We start from the raw sequence: 18,255 nt of genomic DNA on the forward strand, positions 1-18,255 counted from the left end.
GAAGCGATGGCCGACCAAAGATCCGAGCCTGTAGCCGGTTTTATCCCTCAACGAGGGCGGATTGTTATGTTGTGCAAAAAATATCATACTATTGTATAGTGGGACATGATTGCGATAATACAGGGGGAGTGATACCATCTCTAGTAAATAAGTAGCAATCTTTGATAGACCTCTTGCCGGATTCGCTCCTCGACGTCAAAGGAGGAATGGCCAAGTTGGAAGGCACGAAGTGTTCCATCACGGTGTCGGTAAACGGGACGTCCTATACGCGGGAAGTGGAGCCGCGTCTGCTGTTGGTCCACTTTTTGCGTGACGAGCTGGGGTTGACCGGGACACACGTGGGCTGCGATACCAGCCAGTGTGGCGCATGCACGGTGCTCTTGGAGGGGAAGGCGGTCAAGTCGTGCACCGTACTGGCGGTGCAGGCCGACGGATTGAACGTGACGACGATTGAGGGGCTGGGGAAAATCGACCAGCTCCACCCGGTGCAGGAAGGTTTTTGGGAGAAGCACGGGCTACAGTGCGGATTTTGCACGCCCGGCGTGATTATGACGGCAGCCGGGCTGTTGGCGGACAACCCACACCCAAGTGAAGCGGAGATCCGCGAAGGATTGGAAGGGGTTATCTGTCGCTGCACAGGGTATCAGAACATCGTCCGGGCTGTGCAGTACGCGGCAGAGCGGACGACCGCGTCGCAACCTCAGCCGGAGGTGCAGGTGGCTGCAACGCGGGTGGAGGAAAGCGGTTCCACTCGCGATTCGGAAGGGGGGACAAAGGGATGAGCACCGTCTTTGGACAGGTGGTTAAACGCCGCGAGGACCCACGCTTTATCACGGGACGCGGACAGTACACGGACGATGTGCAACTGCCTGGTATGCTGTACGCGGCGATTCTGCGCAGTCCGCACGCACACGCCCGCATCATCAGCATCGACGTCGAGGCGGCCAAGCGGGCGCCGGGGGTGGTCGCTGTCTACACAGGTCGCGACCTGGCGGACAAGATGGGGACCGTCCCGACGGCCTGGATTCCCCCCGAGTCGAACCTGAAGACCCCGCCCCATTTTGCCTTGGCGGTCGATCGCGTCCGTTACGTGGGGGACGGAGTGGCCATGGTGGTGGCCGATAGCCGCTACGCCGCGCGAGACGCACTCGACCTCATCTCCGTCCAGTACGAGGTACTCCCGGCGGTGGTGGATCAGGTTGCCGCGATGCGTGAAGGTGCGCCTGTTCTGCACGAGGAAGCGCCTGACAACGTCGCCTTCCACTGGCAGGTTGGGAATGCCACGGACGAGGTGTTCGACCAGGCGGAGGTGGTCGTGCGACACAAAATTCGCCAGCAGCGCCTGGTTCCCAATCCGATGGAACCACGGGCTTCGGTGGCTCAATACAACCAAGCGACCGGCGAACTGACCGTCTGGGTCACTTCGCAGAACCCGCACATCCACCGCTTCATTCTGTCCGGCATCCTAGGCATTCCAGAACACAGGCTGCGCGTAGTGGCGACCGATGTCGGGGGCGGCTTTGGCGCCAAGATTGCCGTCTATCCAGACGAGGCGCTAGTGGGATTTGCGGCCATCGATCTCGGGCGTCCGGTCAAGTGGACGGAAGACCGGCGGGAACACTTTGTGGCCACCACTCACGGTCGGGATCACGTGGAGGAGTTGGAACTGGCCGGGACAAAAGACGGGCGCATTCAAGCCCTTCGCGTGCGAGCCTATGCCAACATGGGGGCGTATCTGTCGACGGCGGCCCCGGGGGTGCCGACGATTTTGTTCGGCCTGATTGTCCCGGGTCCCTACACCATTCCGTACGTGGGCGTGGACGTGTACGGAGTCTTTACCAACACCACGCCGACCGATGCGTACCGTGGCGCTGGACGACCAGAGGCGACATACCTGATCGAGCGCATGGTCGATTTGTACGCGCGGGAAATTGGCATGGACCCGGTGGAGGTGCGCCGGCGCAACCTGATTCCGGCCGACGAGTTTCCGTACCACTCGCCGACCGGTCTGGAGTATGACAGCGGCAACTATCAGCTGGCCCTGGGGCGGGCGCTCGACATGGCCGATTACGACGGATTCCGCCGTAAGCAGAAGGAACTGCGGGCGAAAGGACGCTACATCGGTGTGGGCATCACCACGTACGTGGAAATCTGCGGCTTAGGCCCATCTCAGGTCGCCGGAGCGGTCGGATTTCAGGGCGGCCTATGGGACAGTTCTACGGTCCGCGTTCACCCGACCGGAAAGGTCACCGTGTTTACGGGCGCTTCTCCGCACGGACAAGGAGAGGAGACCACGTTCGCCCAAATCGTCAGCGACCGGCTGGGGGTGCCGGTGGAAGATGTGGAGGTGGTGCATGGGGACACCGCACGCATCTCCATGGGATGGGGAACGTACGGATCGCGCACGACCCCGGTGGCCGGCAGCGCACTGGCAGTAGCGCTCGACCGGGTGATTGACAAGGCGCGCAAGATTGCCGCGCACCTGTTGGAAGTGGACGCCGAGGACGTAGAGTGGGCAGACGGGCGCTTCCATGCGAAAGGGGCACCCAGCCGCAGCGTCAGCTTCCAGGATGTCGCCCTGCAGGCCCACCTGGCCTGGAACTTGCCGCAAGGCGTGGAGCCCTCGCTCGAGGCGCAAGCGTTTTACGATCCGGCCAACTTTACGTACTCTTTTGGCACTCACATCTGCATGGTTGAGGTCGATCCGGATACGGGGGATGTGCGAATTGACCGGTATATCGCCGTAGACGACTGCGGGCGGGTCATCAACCCGATGATTGCAGAAGGCCAGGTGCATGGCGGCATCGTGCAGGGCATCGGGCAGGCGCTCTGGGAAGGGGCGGTCTATGACGAACAAGGTCAGTTGGTGACCGGCACCTTTATGGATTACGCGATGCCAAAGGCGCGCTTTTTTCCCAACTTTGAGACGGCCTTCACCGAAACCCCAGCTCCGCACAATCCGCTCGGGGTAAAAGGGATTGGCGAAACGGGGACGATTGCTGCGACACCGACGGTCGTTAACGCTGTGTTGGACGCTTTGACGCCGTTCGGGGTGCGGGAGATTCCGATGCCGCTGACGTCGGAGCGTGTCTGGCGGGCGATTCAGGAAGGGGGGCGTGAGGAATGATTCCACAGACGTTCGCCTACCGGCGGGCCGGTTCCGTGGCTGAGACGATTGCCATTCTGCAGGAAGACAGAGGAGCCAAGCTGTTGGCAGGCGGTCACAGCCTGCTGCCGTTGATGAAGATGCGCCTGGCTAATCCCGAGACCCTGGTCGACATCAGCGGGGTGCGCGAACTGCGCGGTGTGGAAAAGGTCGGTGACGAAATCGTCATCGGGGCGCTGACCACCCACGCCGAGGCCGCGAAAGACCCATTGATTCAACGTCACCTGCCGGCCTTGGCTGAGGCAGCGGCACAGGTGGGCGACCTACAGGTGCGAAACCGCGGTACTGTCGGCGGGAACCTCGCCCATGCCGATCCGTCCTCCGATTTGCCGGCGGTGGCTCTGGCCTACGAGGCTCGGCTGACGGTGATTGGACCAGAAGGGAGAGAAGCCATCGCGGCCGAAGATTTCTTCCTTGGTCCGATGGTCACCGCGTTGCCGGAGGGACACGTGGTTTCCTCGGTGGCAGTTCCTATTCCGGCTGCCAACACCAAGAGCGCTTATCTGAAGTGCCCGCATCCGGCCTCCGGGTATGCGGTGGTCGGCGTGGCTGCTGCGGTGGCGGTGAGCGAAGACGGAACGGTGGAGCACGCTCGCGTCGGGGTGACCGGAGCCGGGGATTGTGCCTACCGTGCCTACGCGGTGGAAGAGGCCCTTTTTGGGCAGACGGTATCCTTGGAGCTCATCCAGGAGGCCGCGAGACACGCGGCTGAGGATGGCTCCATCGGATCGGACATCTACGCCTCGGAGGACTACCGGCGCCACCTGTGCGCGGTGTATACGGAGCGGGTGCTGCGGAAGGTGTTGCTGTGAATCATTCGTTTCAGGGTCCAGAGGACGTCGAGCGGGCGTTTGCAGAGGCGGGATACATCACGGATGAGGCGCTGGCAACTAGCGTGTTTCTCGCCCTGACGCTCAACCGTCCACTGTTCTTGGAAGGAGAGGCGGGGGTCGGCAAGACGGAGGTGGCGAAGGTGGCGGCCGCCGTCCTCGACCGCCCGCTCGTCCGTCTTCAGTGCTACGAAGGAATGGATAAGGCGAGCGCCCTCTATGAGTGGAATTACCCTTTGCAGCTGTTACACATTCGACTGTGGGAGCGCGAGGCCACGGACGCCAAGGGGCGCGAGGCGCTTGAGCAGGAGCTGTTTGGACCTCGCTTTTTGCTTCGCCGCCCGCTTTTGCAGGCTGTCAATCCGGACGGTCCAGCGCCGGTCTTGCTGATTGACGAAGTGGATCGCAGCGATGCGGAGTTTGAGGCGTTTTTGTTGGAGGTGCTGGCCGAGTTCCAGGTGACGATTCCAGAACTCGGTACCCTGCGTGCGGAGGAGGAGCCGTTGGTCGTCCTCACTTCCAATCGGACTCGTGAATTGCACGATGCCCTCAAACGTCGATGCCTGTACCATTGGTTGGATTACCCGTCTTTCGACAAAGAGGTACGCATCGTCCGCCAGCGGGTACCGGGCATCGGCGACCAGCTGGCTGCCAGCATCACGGCGTTCGTCCAGCGGTTGCGCCAGGAGCCTTTGTTCAAGGCGCCTGGGGTGGCCGAGACCCTGGAGTGGGCGGAGGCCCTGCAGGCGCTCGGCACAGTCCGTCTTGGTCCAGACCAGGTGACGGCGACACTCGGGTGTCTGGTCAAGTATCGGGACGACTTAGACCTCCTTCTGGGTGAGCGCGGCGGTGACCCTTCGCCCATTCACCGTCTATTGCGGGAGTCGGGGGCGACAGGATGACCGAAGAGAACCTGATTGCGTTTTTACGAGCGCTGCGGTCGTTCGGATTTCAGGTGGGTGCAGAGGAAGAGACTCTGGTCATGCGCGCCTTGGCGGCGGTGGGTTGGGAGCGCCCAGAGGTCTGCGCGGCTGCGGTGCGCGCCGTGGTCGCTAAAGGGGCCGACCAATTCTGGGTCTTCGACACTCTCTGGCGGCAGTTTCTTTTCACGCTGCGACGGCCAGAGTCGTCGTGGGTGGCCCGGAATACCCTGGCTGCCAACGTCGCTCGCCTGCGCGCCCAGCGTTGGACGCAGCCGCAGGTCATCTGGCGCGGTCGGTCAGCCCAAGAAAAAAGGGATGCGGTTGTGGATGAGGGCCAGGCCCAAACGGATATCGAGGTGGCGTGGCGAAGCGGGGCGAGCCGGGAAGAACGGCTGCGCCAGACCGACTTTGCCCGCTTGACGGCGGCGGAGCTGCGGGAATTGGCGCACCTGGCGCAAGGGTTTGCAGCCCCGGTGCGGCGCAGTCGACGTTGGCGAGCGTCTCGCCAGCGACAGGCGGTTGACCTGGCAAGAACGGTCCGCCGGAGTTTGGCTGCGGGGGAGGTCCTGCGGTTTGCGTATCAAAGCCGTGCTGACGTGGCACGGCCCGTGCTTCTCCTCTGTGATGTTAGCGGATCGATGGAGCCGTACAGCCGAGCCCTGTTGACGTTTGCCCACGTGTTGTTGTTGCGGCGTGCTCGTGTCGAAGTCTTCGTGTTCTCAACCCGTTTGTCCCGCATTACCCGTGAGCTGCGGCAGCAGAGTGCAGACAGGGCCATAACCGATGCGCTGCGGCGGATCCCAGACTTTGCTGGCGGCACCCGCCTGACAGACGCCCTGGCTGAGTTTCGTAGTCGATATGCCCGACGTATGCTGCAAGCGGGGGCTTACATCCTGCTGGCCACAGACGGCTTTGAGGCGGGTGGGGGCGAATGTGCCGCGCAGCTCATGCCCGGCATCACTAGTCCCAGCCTTCCCAGTCGCGGCGGTGCCCCGAGTTCTGGCGGCACCCAGGGTCACGACGGCGCCTCCAGTATCGTTACCTCGCTGGAGGCCGAGCTAACCTGGTTAGCGCGTTGGACACCCTGGTTTATCTGGCTGAATCCACTCGCCTCCGACCCGCGCTACCGAGCGGTGACGCTGGCAGCCGGCGTGTTGGCGCGCGTGGCCGATGAGGTGTTGCCAGCGGGCAACTGGGCGGACTTGGAGTCGGCCTGGCGGAGTTTACTGGAGCATTCGAGCAGACCGGGTCAACCGAAGGCAGCGGAGAGGAGAAGGCGGCATGTTTGATATTGTCCGGGAACTGAAAAAGGCGCTGGCCGCCGGGAAGAAGGCGGCCATTACCACCATTGTGGACACAGCCGGATCGGTCTATCGGCGGGAAGGCGCCCGCGCGGTCATCCACGAAGACGGGGCGATTGCGGGCATGGTCAGCGGCGGCTGTGTCGAATCCGATTTGTCCGAGTACGCCCGCGAGGTCTGGGAGAAGGGCGTTGGCATGCGCGTTCCGTACGACTTCCGGGCCGAGAACGACCTGATTTGGGGGCTTGGCGTGGGGTGCAACGGGGCGTTGACGACGTGGATTTTCCCGTTTGATCCCATTGGCCATCGAGACGTTGCAAAGGCAATCGTAGAAGAATTCGAGCGTCGGCGTACCACCCACACCCTGTATCGGGTGGGATGGGTAGTGGAGTCTGCGGACCCTGCCCGTTTTCCGGAAGGCGCCGTAGTTGAACTGGCAGAGCCCCTTCCGTGGGGGCTGGTGGAACGAGAGCTCGACGGGTGCCAGGTACTCCTATTCGTAGAAGAAGTGGTGCCCAGGCCGCAGCTCGTGGTGTACGGAGCCGGGCCGGATGCCGTACCGTTGGTCGAACAGGCACGTGTCCTTGACTGGTCGATTCACGTGTACGACCATCGGCCGCAGATGGCGACCAAGATGCGATTTCCAGCGGCGGACAAGGTGCAGGTGATTGACCGCACGGAATATGGGACGCAGGATTTTCCGACCAACGAAACATTTGTGGTGGTGATGACGCACAATTACGAGTTGGACCGAAACCTGTTAGAGCACTTGCTGCCGCAGCCGTTGCCGTACCTCGGATTGTTGGGCCCGCGCGCGCTTGGAACGGATGCTGGAAGACCTACGTCAGGGCGGTAAGGTGTTTACAGAGGAACAATTGGCCAAGGTCCATTCTCCGATTGGTCTGGACATCGGCGCCGATACGCCGGAGGAGATTGCTCTGTGCGTGACCGCAGAGGTGTTGGCGGTTCGGAACCATCGTAATGGCGGATTTCTCAAACAGCGGATTGCGTCCCTGCACGACCGAGCCACGGCCGGGTTGCTTGTGGAAACTAAGGTCGCGACCGGCACCAGGGGAGACCCCCGGCCGCTCGACGAGTGGGGTCACTAAGCCGTATGGAAGGAGGCTTGTTGTTTCCCGGGCCGGTCACCGAGTCTGCGGCGGCCCCGGGACAGTCGGCGTATCCGCCGCATCGGCTTTAGCCACAGGGTTTCGTTTTGGGACGGCTCACCGCTTGCAGGAGTTGAATATACGCCTCTGGAGTATCCACATCCTGTCCCCATAACGGATTGGGGACGTCGAGCCACGCGACGCGGGATGGGTGGCGCATGAGAATGGATTTAGCGCCCGTATCCCCCGTCAGCTGGAATAACTCTGGAAACAGGGAGCGATCAAACAGCACTGGGTGCCCGGGCACCCCGGCGTAGCGTGCCCGTACGATGCGAGTCCCCTTCGCCCAATCCGCCCGGTAGCGCTGACAAAGGTCCTGGATGACGAATGCCGGCAACAGGGGTTGATCGGCGAGTAAAATCATCGCCGCATCGCATACCTGGGCGACCTGGGTCAACCCGGTTACGAGGGAGGAGCTCATGCCATCGGCGAAGTTTGGATTGACGACGATGTTCGTGTCTGGAATCCCCTCGACGCGCTCACGCACTTCCTCCGCGTGCGGCCCAACCACAACCACTAATGGAGATAATCCCCCTGCCTTTGCGGCCTCGACGACGCGCCGTACAAATGGCTTCCCGTCGAGGTCAAGGAGTGGCTTGGGACGCCCCATACGGGTTGAGCGTCCGGCAGCGAGGATGATGCCGGCAATTCGTTTCGGACGTTGCTTCTCATCCATCCGTATCACCCTCCGATATGGGACATTTCCACCTTGCGGCGGACCGTCTTCGCGGTTGCGTCGGTCCGTAGCTCCGAATACCTATCCGTCCGCTTGCCCCAGACCTGTCCGATAGCTTCCAATAACTCTTCGTCCGTGGCGCCCGCGCGCATCAAACTGCGAATATCAAAGCCACGCGCGGCAAATAGGCACGTATACAGACGGCCTTCCGCAGAGAGGCGTAATCGCGTACACTGCCCGCAAAACGGGCGCGTCACGGAGGAGATGACACCGATTTCGCCCTGCCCGTCCACATACCGATAGCGGGTGGCGACTTCACCTGGCGTCCTTGGCGGAACTGGCTCCAGGGGCCAGCGCTGGTCAATCCGTTCGAGGATTTCTGAGGCCGGTACGACATCGTCCATTTTCCACCCGTTTGAATTGCCCACATCCATATACTCAATGAACCTGAGAATACAGCCGCTACCGCGAAAGTAGTCCGCCATCGGCAGGATGCTGTCTTCGTTCCTTCCCCGGCGCACGACCATGTTGACCTTTACTGGTGCCAGGCCGGCCGCCTGGGCATTGTCAATGGCTGCAAGCACCTTGGCGACTGGAAAGTGGACGTCGTTCATGTTCATGAAGACTGCGTCGTCCAGGGAGTCGAGACTGATGGTGATTCGTTTTAAACCCGCGTCTTTTAACGCCCTGGCTCTTTCCTTGGACAGGAGCGATCCGTTCGTCGTCATCGCGATGTCGTCGACCCCTTCCACTCCGGCCAGTTGGGCGATAAGGTCTTCAAGGCCCCGGCGCAGGAGCGGTTCGCCGCCGGTTAGGCGAAACTTATGTACGCCCAGTCGAGCGGCCAGGCCCGCGAAACGGGCGATTTCTTCAAAGGTCAGCAGGTCACTACGCTGGAGGAACGCGAAGTCCGGTCCGAATACCTCTTTCGGCATGCAGTAGCGGCAACGGAAGTTACACCGATCTGTCACAGAAATGCGTAAATCTCGTAGAGGGCGCTTTAAGGCATCGGTAAGTGACACGCGAATCCCTCCTTTGGCGGGCGAGTGAACGGGCGAATGGGCGCAATGCGGCCGTACCATGCAGACCGACACCGGCACGTGTACCGTTCAACTTCCTTATTTATATTATAGATCACGAGGTAGGGCGGATTGGTGACAAAGTCATTGATCCCACGGCGAAAGCCCGGGGCTGGCCGGTGTAGTATGCACAACCTTACGTAGGAGGAGACGATCATTGACCAGTGAACAGCATGTAAAAGACGTGACGGCCACGACACAACCCAAGGTATTGGCACTGGGGGAGTTGTTGATTGATTTCACCCCCGTTCATTCGGAACAAGCGGTTCCGGTTTTTGCGGCGAATCCGGGGGGCGCTCCAGCCAACGTATGCGCAGCCTTGGTGAAGTTTGGCGTTCCCGCGGGATTCATCGGCAAGGTGGGGGATGACGCGTTCGGTCGCCAACTGGAGTCCACCCTGCAGACGGTGGGTGTCGACACAGCCGGCCTCGTCCTTTCGAAAAGTGTACCGACGACCCTGGCCTTTGTCCATCTGGCCGCGGACGGCGAGCGCTCCTTCCATTTTTATCGCCATCCTGGCGCAGATACACAGCTCAACGTCGAGGACGTGGACCTGGAGCGGGTGGCTCGCACGCCAGCCTTTCACTTCGGATCGGTCTCGTTGACGGACAATCCGGCTCGCTCGGCTACCTTCACGGCCGCGGATATAGCCAAACAAGCTGGCCGCCTGGTCTCATTTGACGTCAATTTACGGCCGATGCTCTGGTCGGACTTGGCTGCCGCAAAAGCGGAGATTCAACGCGGGTTAGAGTTTGCACACGTGGTCAAGTTGTCGGAGGAGGAGCTTGCCTTCCTTTGTCCAGAGGTTGCCGAGGAATTGCCAGCGCTCGTTGAGTACCTAGCGCGCTCCCGAACAAAGCTTGTGCCCGGTGCGGATACACTGGCGCCGGTGCCCATCCGTTGGGTGAAGGCCATCGAAGCCCTAACCGAGAAGCACCTTGTGTCTGTCTTGCTCGTCACCCTGGGGGCGCATGGAAGCCTCGTGTATGCCCCAGAATGGCGCGCGGAGGTGGTCTATGTGGCAAGTCTCCCTGTCCAAGCCGTGGATACCACCGGAGCCGGCGACGCGTTTATGGCTGCGGTCTTATCCCGCCTGGCGCAGATAGACTTCCGATTGGACAAGCTGAGCTCGGTCGATTGGCCTGCTGTCGTTCGCTTCGCGAATGCTGCCGGCGCCCTCACCGCCACCCGGCACGGCGCCATTCCGGCGCTGCCTACGGTGGATGAGGTTGCGGCATTGTTGGCAGACTGCGCCGGCTACAAGGTGTAAAACCCGGCGGAGACAACCACGGATTGGCCCTCTGCGCAGCCTATTATGCACAGCCTGCCAACGCCTTACGACATGCGGGCCAGGGCCAACTGTTGCAATTCTTCGCGGCAGTCGTGACAAATCATCCGTCCGTGGAACGATTCAATCGACTCGTCCAGGTTGCCGCAGAAGATGCAGGCCGGTTCATACCGCTTGAGAATGATTCGGTCCCTGTCGGTATAAATGGCGAGTGGGTCTTTGATCTCGATGCCGAATGTGCGGCGGAGTTCAGCCGGAATGGCAATCCGCCCGAGCTGATCAACTTTGCGGACAATCCCTGTCGTTTTCATGTCCGTTGCCTCCAATCTTGCGTTCAGTGCTTACATTCATCCCTATATAGTCCGTCCCCGGATTCGGAAATGTGGGGGTAAGTGTGCACGGATTCCCACAAGCACTGTCCGTTTCCAGAAAAATGAGGAGAGCACGATGCCGGTATGTATAGCCGACAACGCAGCCGGACATACTGATGAGTGTAAGGGAGGCTGATGTGCGATGCTACCGCAGGCCTTAATACTGATCCAGTCAGTTTGAGGCAGGTTGCGACGAACAGAAGCGGTACCTTACAGGGAGAGCGGTCGTGTTGGCCGCTCTCTTTCATGTTTTACCGCTTGACAAGCTGGACTCAAATCGCCTACGGTCAAGAAGATAAGGAGGCTTGTCCGTGGGTGAGAAGCCAAACATCCTCGTCTATGCCGAAAAGTTGGCGGACATATATCAGGAACTGCTCATCGCTGCAGGCGTTCCGGCCCTAGCCGCACGTAGCCCAGAGGAGGCAATGCCCCTGTTGCCGGAGGCGAACATCGTGTTGGGATGGAAGGTCCCTTGCGAACTGTGGCCGCTCGCAACCCGAGTTCGCTGGATTCATGCGGCTGGCGCCGGTGTCGACGATCTGGTAAACTGTCCGCATCTTCCAGAAGGCGTCCTCATCACGCGGGCGGTCGACCAATTTGGCGCCTCTATTAGCGAATACGTATTCTCCTACTTGCTCTACCTTCAGAAACCGCTGCGACGGTGGCGTACGAATCAGCGTAAGCGCCTGTGGCAGCCCTGTCCCATAGGGGACTTAGCTGGGCGCTGTATGGGGGTAGCCGGAACCGGCTCCATTGGACAAGCCCTGATTCGGCGGGCCGTTGCATTTGATATGCGGGTGAAAGGACTCAACCGTACTGGCCATCCGGTTCCGGGGGTGGAACGGGTATATGCGTTGAATGAATGGCACTCGTTTGTTGAGGATGTCGACGTACTCGTTCTCACCCTCCCGTTAACGAAAGAGACTTATCACGTGGTGGACGAGACCGTTTTGCAACGGTTGCCCGAGGGGGCGATTCTCGTCAATGTCGGCAGGGGGGCGCTGATTGACACCAAAGCGCTTATCCCGTACCTTCAGACTCGGAGGTTTACTGCCGTATTGGACGTATTTGAGGAGGAACCCTTGCCACCTCACCATCCGTTGTGGAAGTTTGAAAACGTATGGATAACTCCGCACCAATCCGGGCCCAGCGACCCAAAACGGATCGTCAAACAATTTGTGGAAAATCTACGGCGCTATCGGGCAGGAATGCCCTTGTTGGGGTTGGTAGATAAGCAGCGCGGGTATTAAAATGCATCGCCGGACAACCTCTTGAACCTGACGCCAAGTTTATCTTGAGGAGGAACATCAGTGGCTAATCCGGAGTTCCAATCATTACAGCCGCTGCATTCGTTATTGAGTTCCGCGGTGGCTTTGCCGTTTGCGAAGGCCGTGCGGGAACTAGGGTGTGCGGATTTACCGCAGGCACCGTTTGTCGATGAGATTCAGCCGTATTTGGACACGGCTGCCTTTGACCGGCCGAATACTGCAGAGACGCGCCTGGCGGTGTGGCGCGCGGTGCAAAACGGTCGAGTGTTGGCGGTCGAATCGCTGCCCGACGGGGGCATGTTGTTCCATGTCCAGGCACGTCTGCAGGGCGGTCTGGGCATGGATGTACGCTTGCGCTATCGGGCCGATACTTGGCGCGTTCAATCCGTGACATCCATTCACCGCATTCCGTTTCAACGGACGAGATCGTTCATGTATTTGGTCTCGGCGGCATCTGTCGTCGTGGCGGGATTGCTTGGGTTCTCTTTAGCAGTCGGGTTGCATGCCGGCAGCTCACCCGCACAGCCGGCGTTGACCAAAAACGGGGTCGAAAGTTGGGCCAAGGCGCATGGTTACCAGTTGGTGAAACCCGCGGCCGGCCCCGTGTCGTCCACTCCCGTAGCCAAGTCGAACGGGACATCCGCGGCGCACAAGTCGGTCACTCCGGCCAGCGGGGATAAGACCACGGCGAAAACCGGGGCGGCAGCCAGTACCAGTCCCAAAAAACCTGCCGTGAAGACCTATACGTACACGCTGCACCTGGGGACACCTGTGCACGATTTGTCCGTATTCTTGGAGCAGCACCACCTGGTCAAGAGCGCCATTGCGTTTGACATGGAGATGAAAAATACGCACGCGGATGCAGACCTGCGGCCAGGAACGTATACGTTTCGTTCAAACATGAGCGAATCGGACCTGATTCGCGTCTTAAAGGCAGGGCCTAAGTCGTAACGCACGGGAGGGGGAGGAAGAAACGGTCATGACGCTAAGGCTGGATCACATTGTGCATGCGGTGCATGACCCCCACCAAGCGGCGAAAACCTTTGCCGAGCGGTTGCTGGTCCCAACCTCCACGGGGGGACGCCACGAGGCGTGGGGGACCTACAACACGTTGGCCCCACTCGCGGCGGCGTATCTCGAATGGGCCAGCGTGTTTGATGCCGGTTTGGCGGCCGATAATGAATTTGGCCGCTGGCTGCTGTATGACCTTGAGCGTGGGGAAGGGGTAAGTCAACTCGCCGTCACAGCGAAGGACCTAGACGCGGTGGCGGATAGATGGCGGCGGGCTGGGTTGCCGTTTATCGGCCCTGTGCCCGGGCGCCGAGTCCGGCCGGACGGCAGTATGCTCAGCTGGCGGTTGCTGTTTCCTGCCCGCGAGTCGGGCGAGGCGTTTCCCTTGCCGTTCCTCATCGAGTGGGATGAGGGGCAGGCACCCGTAGCGACACCTATGTCCGCACGGGACGTGGCTCCCCTCCACCTTGTCAACCTGCACGCGTGGGTTCACAGCCCGGACCACACGTATACCCGGATGGCGGCCTATTACGACGGACTATGGACGCCGCCCGTGTGGATGGAGCACAAGGGTGTGCGGGTTCTTGTTTGGGACTTGGGGGCAGCCAAGCTGTGGCTGTGGCCAGAGGGGACGAGTGCGGTCAAGGCGGAGGTTCCTCGTGTCTTAGAACGGGGCGAGCGTGTCGTGGCGGCCGACTTTGTCCGGTCGGCTGAGCAGCGCGAATGGGATGGACAGTCCCTTTTCCATGGGCAGCCGTGCCTGCACGGTCTCTACGTCAGCGTGTTGCAGCCGCAGGAAGGTAAATCGTGAAGCGTGTGCCAAACCCTTTTTCGCTGTGCACCTCAATTTGTCCGCCCATGTCGCGGATGATCCGGTAGCTGATGGTCAGGCCGAGGCCGGTTCCGGAGGTCTTCGTGGAATAGTACGGATTGCCGAGGCGTTCGATTTCTTCCGGCGTCATACCGACCCCTGCGTCTGCAATCACCAGCGCCACCCGGTTGTGTTCCCGGTGTCCGTAAATGCGTAAGGTTTCTCCTTTCGGCATCGCTTCAATCCCATTTTTCGCGATATTCATCAGGGCCTGGTCAAACCGTTTGGGGTCCCCCCAAACGTACAGGTCGGGTTCGCATAACTCGACGATATCAATGCCCCGCAATACCGCGTACGGTGCCATCATGTCGACCAGGTGGCGAACCCGTTCGACCACATCAATCCGCGTCTTTTCTTGCGCGGTCGGCTTGGCCAGCGATAGATACTCGGCGATGATGTCTTCGGCCCGATGCAGCTCCTGAATGCTGGTTTCCACATACATCTTCTGTTTCTCGAGTGGAATACCGTCGTCCCGTAAGAGCATTTGCAAGAACCCGCGCACGACGGTCAATGGATTGCGAATTTCGTGCGCGATGGAGGCGGCCAATTGCCCCATCACCTGGGACTGTTCAATGTCTTGAACGTGCTTTTGCATATGTCGAAACTCGTTATGCTGCTCAATGATGGTGACGGCAATCCAAGCCAGCACGGCGTGTGCCATAAGGTAAATGACATCAAAGGACAATCGTTGCGGTGAAAAGATGCCTGGCTCCGAATCGGCCATTTGAAATAAGGCGGTGGTCAAGAGGACAGCGAAGGCGGCTGTACTGGCCATTACAACTGCAGTCACCATCCGCGCCCGGCGGTTTTGCTTGCGAAAGTTGGGAATAACGACGTACAAGGCAGGCAGCACATAGATGTAGCTGATGAGAACAGGGTACGCGGCCGATCCGTCCAGGAGCGCCTGGTACGCATACATGACGACGGTCAACGCGACGGCGGCCCATTGGCCCAGGAACAGACTGGCAATCAGCCATGGCACCGCGCGCAGGTCATATACGTGATGTCCAATCGATTCGGGAAATGTCATACATAACATGATGGAGACGGCAGCGCTGATGGCGGCAACGATTTTTATGTGAATATTGGTGATGTTGGCCCGTTGATTGACGATGCTCTGGCATACGTACAACGGGACCAGGATGTTCGCGATATTTAAAAGCAGGTCTTTCACATCGGTCAACCCACTCAACTCCACCTACAACATCCCTTGTTTCTGCATTCCCTCTCCCCAAACGCATGCGGTCTGTATGGTCTTTACGGTCTGTAGTGGGTCCACAAGAGACAACAAAAACCGGTGCGGTCATGCAAAAATGAGTGCCACCCATGCAAAAATGAGTGCCACCACGCACACCCAATGAAGTATTGTACACTAACGCCAGTCCTCTGGGGCAAGTCGATCAGGATACATGAAAGAAGCAGGAAAAGCGGCAACGACCTAGTCACAGGTGGCTGCCGCTTGGACGTCAGGTTTCAGGGTGACGCCACATCTCGGTGGACATCCTGCGGTGGGGATTTATGCCGAGCGGACGATGGTCTGATTGCGCTCCGGACCGACGGACACGTAGCGAATCGGAACGCCGACCAGTTCCTCAATCCGGGCGACAAACCGCTGCGCCGCCTCCGGCAGTTCTTCGAACCGACGGCAGTCCGACAGGTCTTCTGTCCATCCCTCGTGCCACTCGTACACCGGGGTAACCTGCTCCAGTTGATAGGCGGGCAGAGGGGTATCGTAGCGTTTCCCGTTCCATTCGTAGGCCACACAAAGGGCGACCTGATCCAACCCCGATAGTACATCCAACTTCATCATGGCCAACTCCGTATACCCGTTAATCCAAGCCCCGTAGCGGAGTGTGGGGATGTCGAGCCAGCCGCAGTCGCGCCGACGCCCGGTGGTTGCGCCGTATTCATGGCCTTGTTCCTGGAGGTGTGTGCCATACTCATCCGCAAGGGCGGTTGGGAACGGGCCCGCACCCACCGCGGTGGTGTACGCCTTGGTAATTCCGGTCACGCGTGTAACCGCCTGCGGCGGTAGGCCGGCGCCGGCAGGAATGCCGCCAGCGATAGGAGAAGACGACGTAACAAACGGGTACACCCCCCAGTCCAGGTCCCGCATGATGCCGAGCTGCCCTTCCAAGAGAACGTATTTGCCGGATTGAACCGCATCTTGAATCAAAGGCATCGTATTCTGGATGTACGGCAGCAGATATTCTCGCGCCTCGGCCAACTCATCCCAGAGGGTTTGAAAAGGCTGGGCGAATTCTTTCATGCCCGGCATCCGTTCCAATTTAGCGGCGTACGCTTGTTCGACGCGGCGGCGAAAATGTTCTAGATCTCGCATCTCGCCAATCTGAATACCAAACCGTCCGGCCTTATCCTGATAGGCAGGGCCGATGCCCTGCAACGTGGTGCCGACCTTGCGGGAACGGGCGTATTCTTCATACTGGTCCTGCCAGACGTGATACGGAAGCACCAGATGCGCGCGTTCGGAGATGACGAGGTTGCCCGTAGCGATGCCCGCTTCATTCAGCGACGCAAGTTCTTTCACCAGGTTCATCGGGTGAATGACCACACCGGTTCCCAGCACAGCTTTCGTCTTCGGGTTGAAGATGCCAGATGGGACCAGGTGCAGCGCAAACCGGCCATGTTCGTTGACAATCGTGTGGCCCGCGTTGCCGCCCCCCTGATAGCGGATGACCATGTTGGCATCAACCGCGAAGTAATCAACCATCTTTCCTTTGCCTTCGTCGCCGTATTGGGCGCCCACCACTGCGTGCACCATTTGCGTCGCCTCCACGTTAAAAAGATAAAGCATCTCGGACCGTGTTCGCCGGCCTCGTTATCCACGCGTGCACATATGCACTTCTCAGTTTACGATGCGCGTTGTTATGTGTAAAATTGATTTGTTGTATACTTTTTATACGGATTCTGCATAAAGGTCCAACGATGTGCGGATAACCTCTACAAGCGATGTGGATTGCGAGGGATGCCTGTGGACACCTGGCTTCGCACCTTGGTGACGGTGGTCGAATCGTCGACGCTTGTGCAGGCGGCCGAGTCGTTGCACCTTACCCAACCAACCGTCACCCGGCAACTGCAGCAACTGGAGCAACAGCTCGGCGTGCGGCTGTTTGACCGGCTGGGGAGACGCCTCGTCCTCAACCGCGCGGGCGAGGTGGTCTACCACTACGCGAAGAGCCAACAAAGCCTCTACGACAAGATGCAGGCGGAACTCGGTGCACTGGCCGATCCGTACGTGGGCACGGTCTATCTCGGGGCAGGACTGACGCCGTCCATCTATCTTTTGCCGCCGCTGTTGGCGGAATACCGCCGGCGCCACCCGCAGGTTCGGTTTCAAGTGACGAGCGGATCGTCTAAGGAAATCGCTGCGGCCCTAGAGCGGCGCGAAATTGACTTCGGCGTTGTGACGACGGTGGATGAAGGCATGACCGATCTTTGGACGATCCCGCTCTTGCGCGATGAATTGTTGCTGGTTGCGGCGCCGGGTCATCCCTTGGCCGAGCGGGGCGCGGCATCGGCGGCGGAGTGGATGCAAGAGCCACTGGTGTTGATGCGCAAAGGATCGGGTCTGCGGCGCATCCTCGACAATCTGGCGACCGAACACGGTCTGACTCTGCAGGTAGCGATGGAAACGGACAGTCTCGAAAGCATCAATCGCTTGGTCCAACTGGGGGTGGGTCTGTCCTGTCTACCCAGGTCCTGTGTCCAGGACGATATAGCAGCCGGGCGGTTGGCGGCCATTCGCACGCTGGATGGGGAGCTTGGCGCGCGCACCATCACCCTTATCGGTCGTCGCGAAGGAACTCTGTCTGCCTGCGCCGGGCGGTTTATCCGCGTGTTGTCGGAGTGGTGGAAGTCGGACGCACACTGAGGTGTCCCCTTTCCGGACATGAACTTGTGTTTCGACAATTTGTGTTTCGACAGGGAGACCTTCTGATTTCCGAAATTCTGCAGATATCCTCAATCCATGAGCAGTCCTGTAACGAAGTAATTTGAGGTTTGCGGCATGAAAAAACCTCCTGGTATCGTGGTAGTTGCCCAAACCAACCATCGACCAGGAGGGTGAAGCAACAATGGCTAAGAATGTGAACGCCAAGATTCAGCGCATCACGGAGGGGACTCTCATCGTCGGTATCGATATCGCCAAACACACGCACGTCGCACGTTGCGTGGATTGGCGAGGCATCGAACTGGGCAAGCCCCTCGCCTTCGAGAATACCATCTCTGGATTCGAAGGTCTAGAGCAGTGGCTAGCGGCACTCAAACATTCTCTTGCCAAAG

The 18,255-nt window shown here is 59.8% G+C and carries 15 protein-coding genes and 2 pseudogenes; 12 read left to right on the forward strand and 5 right to left on the reverse strand.

All coding sequences use genetic code 11. The annotated features are described in order from the left end of the window. The first annotated feature begins 206 nt into the window (after positions 1–206). The 6 genes and pseudogenes from H522_RS19625 to H522_RS0114325 all read left to right on the forward strand — a co-directional run bounded on the left by H522_RS19625 (position 207) and on the right by H522_RS0114325 (position 7,329). Entirely contained in the window at positions 207–782 is a 576-nt protein-coding gene (locus H522_RS19625) for a (2Fe-2S)-binding protein (RefSeq protein ID WP_081412167.1), read from the forward strand. Then, complete coding sequence (locus H522_RS0114305) at positions 779–3,127, forward strand: xanthine dehydrogenase family protein molybdopterin-binding subunit (protein ID WP_026962862.1); 2,349 nt, start codon at positions 779–781, stop codon at positions 3,125–3,127. The genes H522_RS19625 and H522_RS0114305 overlap by 4 nt, the downstream gene beginning before the upstream one ends. After that, the gene (locus H522_RS0114310) at positions 3,124–3,978 is read left to right on the forward strand and encodes an FAD binding domain-containing protein (protein ID WP_026962863.1); all 855 of its coding nucleotides are present in this window, start codon (positions 3,124–3,126) and stop codon (positions 3,976–3,978) included. Before H522_RS0114305 ends, H522_RS0114310 begins: the two co-directional genes overlap by 4 nt. After that, a complete protein-coding gene (locus H522_RS19630) occupies positions 3,975–4,898 on the forward strand; it encodes an AAA family ATPase (protein WP_035454135.1) in 924 nt (307 codons plus the stop codon). The genes H522_RS0114310 and H522_RS19630 overlap by 4 nt, the downstream gene beginning before the upstream one ends. Beyond that, positions 4,895–6,208 (forward strand): VWA domain-containing protein, encoded by a 1,314-nt coding sequence (locus tag H522_RS0114320; protein WP_026962864.1) that lies wholly within the window; start codon positions 4,895–4,897, stop codon positions 6,206–6,208. The genes H522_RS19630 and H522_RS0114320 overlap by 4 nt, the downstream gene beginning before the upstream one ends. After that, positions 6,201–7,329, forward strand: a pseudogene (locus H522_RS0114325) (XdhC family protein). Before H522_RS0114320 ends, H522_RS0114325 begins: the two are co-directional and overlap by 8 nt. An 88-nt stretch (positions 7,330–7,417) precedes the next feature. Here H522_RS0114325 and H522_RS0114335 read toward each other — a convergent pair. Next, positions 7,418–8,065, reverse strand: coding sequence for a nucleotidyltransferase family protein (locus tag H522_RS0114335; protein ID WP_035454137.1), 648 nt, complete (start codon positions 8,063–8,065; stop codon positions 7,418–7,420). 5 nt (positions 8,066–8,070) lie between these two features. Further along, positions 8,071–9,093, reverse strand: a complete 1,023-nt coding sequence (moaA, locus tag H522_RS0114340; protein ID WP_245578133.1) for a GTP 3',8-cyclase MoaA — start codon at positions 9,091–9,093, stop codon at positions 8,071–8,073. A 208-nt stretch (positions 9,094–9,301) separates the two neighbouring features. Here moaA and H522_RS0114345 point away from each other — a divergent pair, with 208 nt between their 5' ends. Further along, positions 9,302–10,414 (forward strand): carbohydrate kinase family protein, encoded by a 1,113-nt coding sequence (locus H522_RS0114345; RefSeq protein ID WP_051344308.1) that lies wholly within the window; start codon positions 9,302–9,304, stop codon positions 10,412–10,414. Between the two features lie 65 nt (positions 10,415–10,479). Here the strand turns inward: H522_RS0114345 and H522_RS0114350 are convergent, their stop codons facing one another. Next, positions 10,480–10,743, reverse strand: a complete 264-nt coding sequence (locus tag H522_RS0114350) for an AbrB/MazE/SpoVT family DNA-binding domain-containing protein (protein ID WP_026962870.1) — start codon at positions 10,741–10,743, stop codon at positions 10,480–10,482. A gap of 371 nt (positions 10,744–11,114) precedes the next feature. On the opposite strand from H522_RS0114350, the gene H522_RS0114355 reads away from it, so the two are divergent. The 3 genes from H522_RS0114355 to H522_RS20705 are packed head-to-tail and all read left to right on the forward strand — an operon-like array spanning position 11,115 to position 13,893. Then, positions 11,115–12,053: a D-2-hydroxyacid dehydrogenase gene (locus H522_RS0114355; RefSeq protein ID WP_035454139.1), complete on the forward strand. Its 939-nt coding sequence runs from the start codon at positions 11,115–11,117 to the stop codon at positions 12,051–12,053. Positions 12,054–12,113: 60 nt separating this feature from the next. Further along, the gene (locus H522_RS0114360; protein ID WP_026962872.1) at positions 12,114–13,022 is read left to right on the forward strand and encodes an MltG/YceG/YrrL family protein; all 909 of its coding nucleotides are present in this window, start codon (positions 12,114–12,116) and stop codon (positions 13,020–13,022) included. A 28-nt stretch (positions 13,023–13,050) separates the two neighbouring features. Beyond that, positions 13,051–13,893, forward strand: a complete 843-nt coding sequence (locus H522_RS20705; RefSeq protein ID WP_051344309.1) for a VOC family protein — start codon at positions 13,051–13,053, stop codon at positions 13,891–13,893. Here H522_RS20705 and H522_RS0114370 read toward each other — a convergent pair. Beyond that, positions 13,859–15,151, reverse strand: coding sequence for a sensor histidine kinase (locus H522_RS0114370; protein ID WP_026962873.1), 1,293 nt, complete (start codon positions 15,149–15,151; stop codon positions 13,859–13,861). The genes H522_RS20705 and H522_RS0114370 overlap by 35 nt on opposite strands. Before the next feature lie 318 nt (positions 15,152–15,469). Continuing rightward, positions 15,470–16,735, reverse strand: a complete 1,266-nt coding sequence (locus H522_RS0114375; RefSeq protein WP_035454142.1) for an adenylosuccinate synthase — start codon at positions 16,733–16,735, stop codon at positions 15,470–15,472. Positions 16,736–16,945: 210 nt separating this feature from the next. Here H522_RS0114375 and H522_RS0114380 point away from each other — a divergent pair, with 210 nt between their 5' ends. Beyond that, positions 16,946–17,845 (forward strand): LysR family transcriptional regulator, encoded by a 900-nt coding sequence (locus H522_RS0114380; RefSeq protein ID WP_051344310.1) that lies wholly within the window; start codon positions 16,946–16,948, stop codon positions 17,843–17,845. Positions 17,846–18,047: 202 nt separating this feature from the next. Continuing rightward, a pseudogene (locus H522_RS21880) lies at positions 18,048–18,255 on the forward strand (IS110 family transposase); the annotation flags it as partial.

Source organism: Alicyclobacillus herbarius DSM 13609 (assembly GCF_000430585.1).
Classification (GTDB): domain Bacteria; phylum Bacillota; class Bacilli; order Alicyclobacillales; family Alicyclobacillaceae; genus Alicyclobacillus_G; species Alicyclobacillus_G herbarius.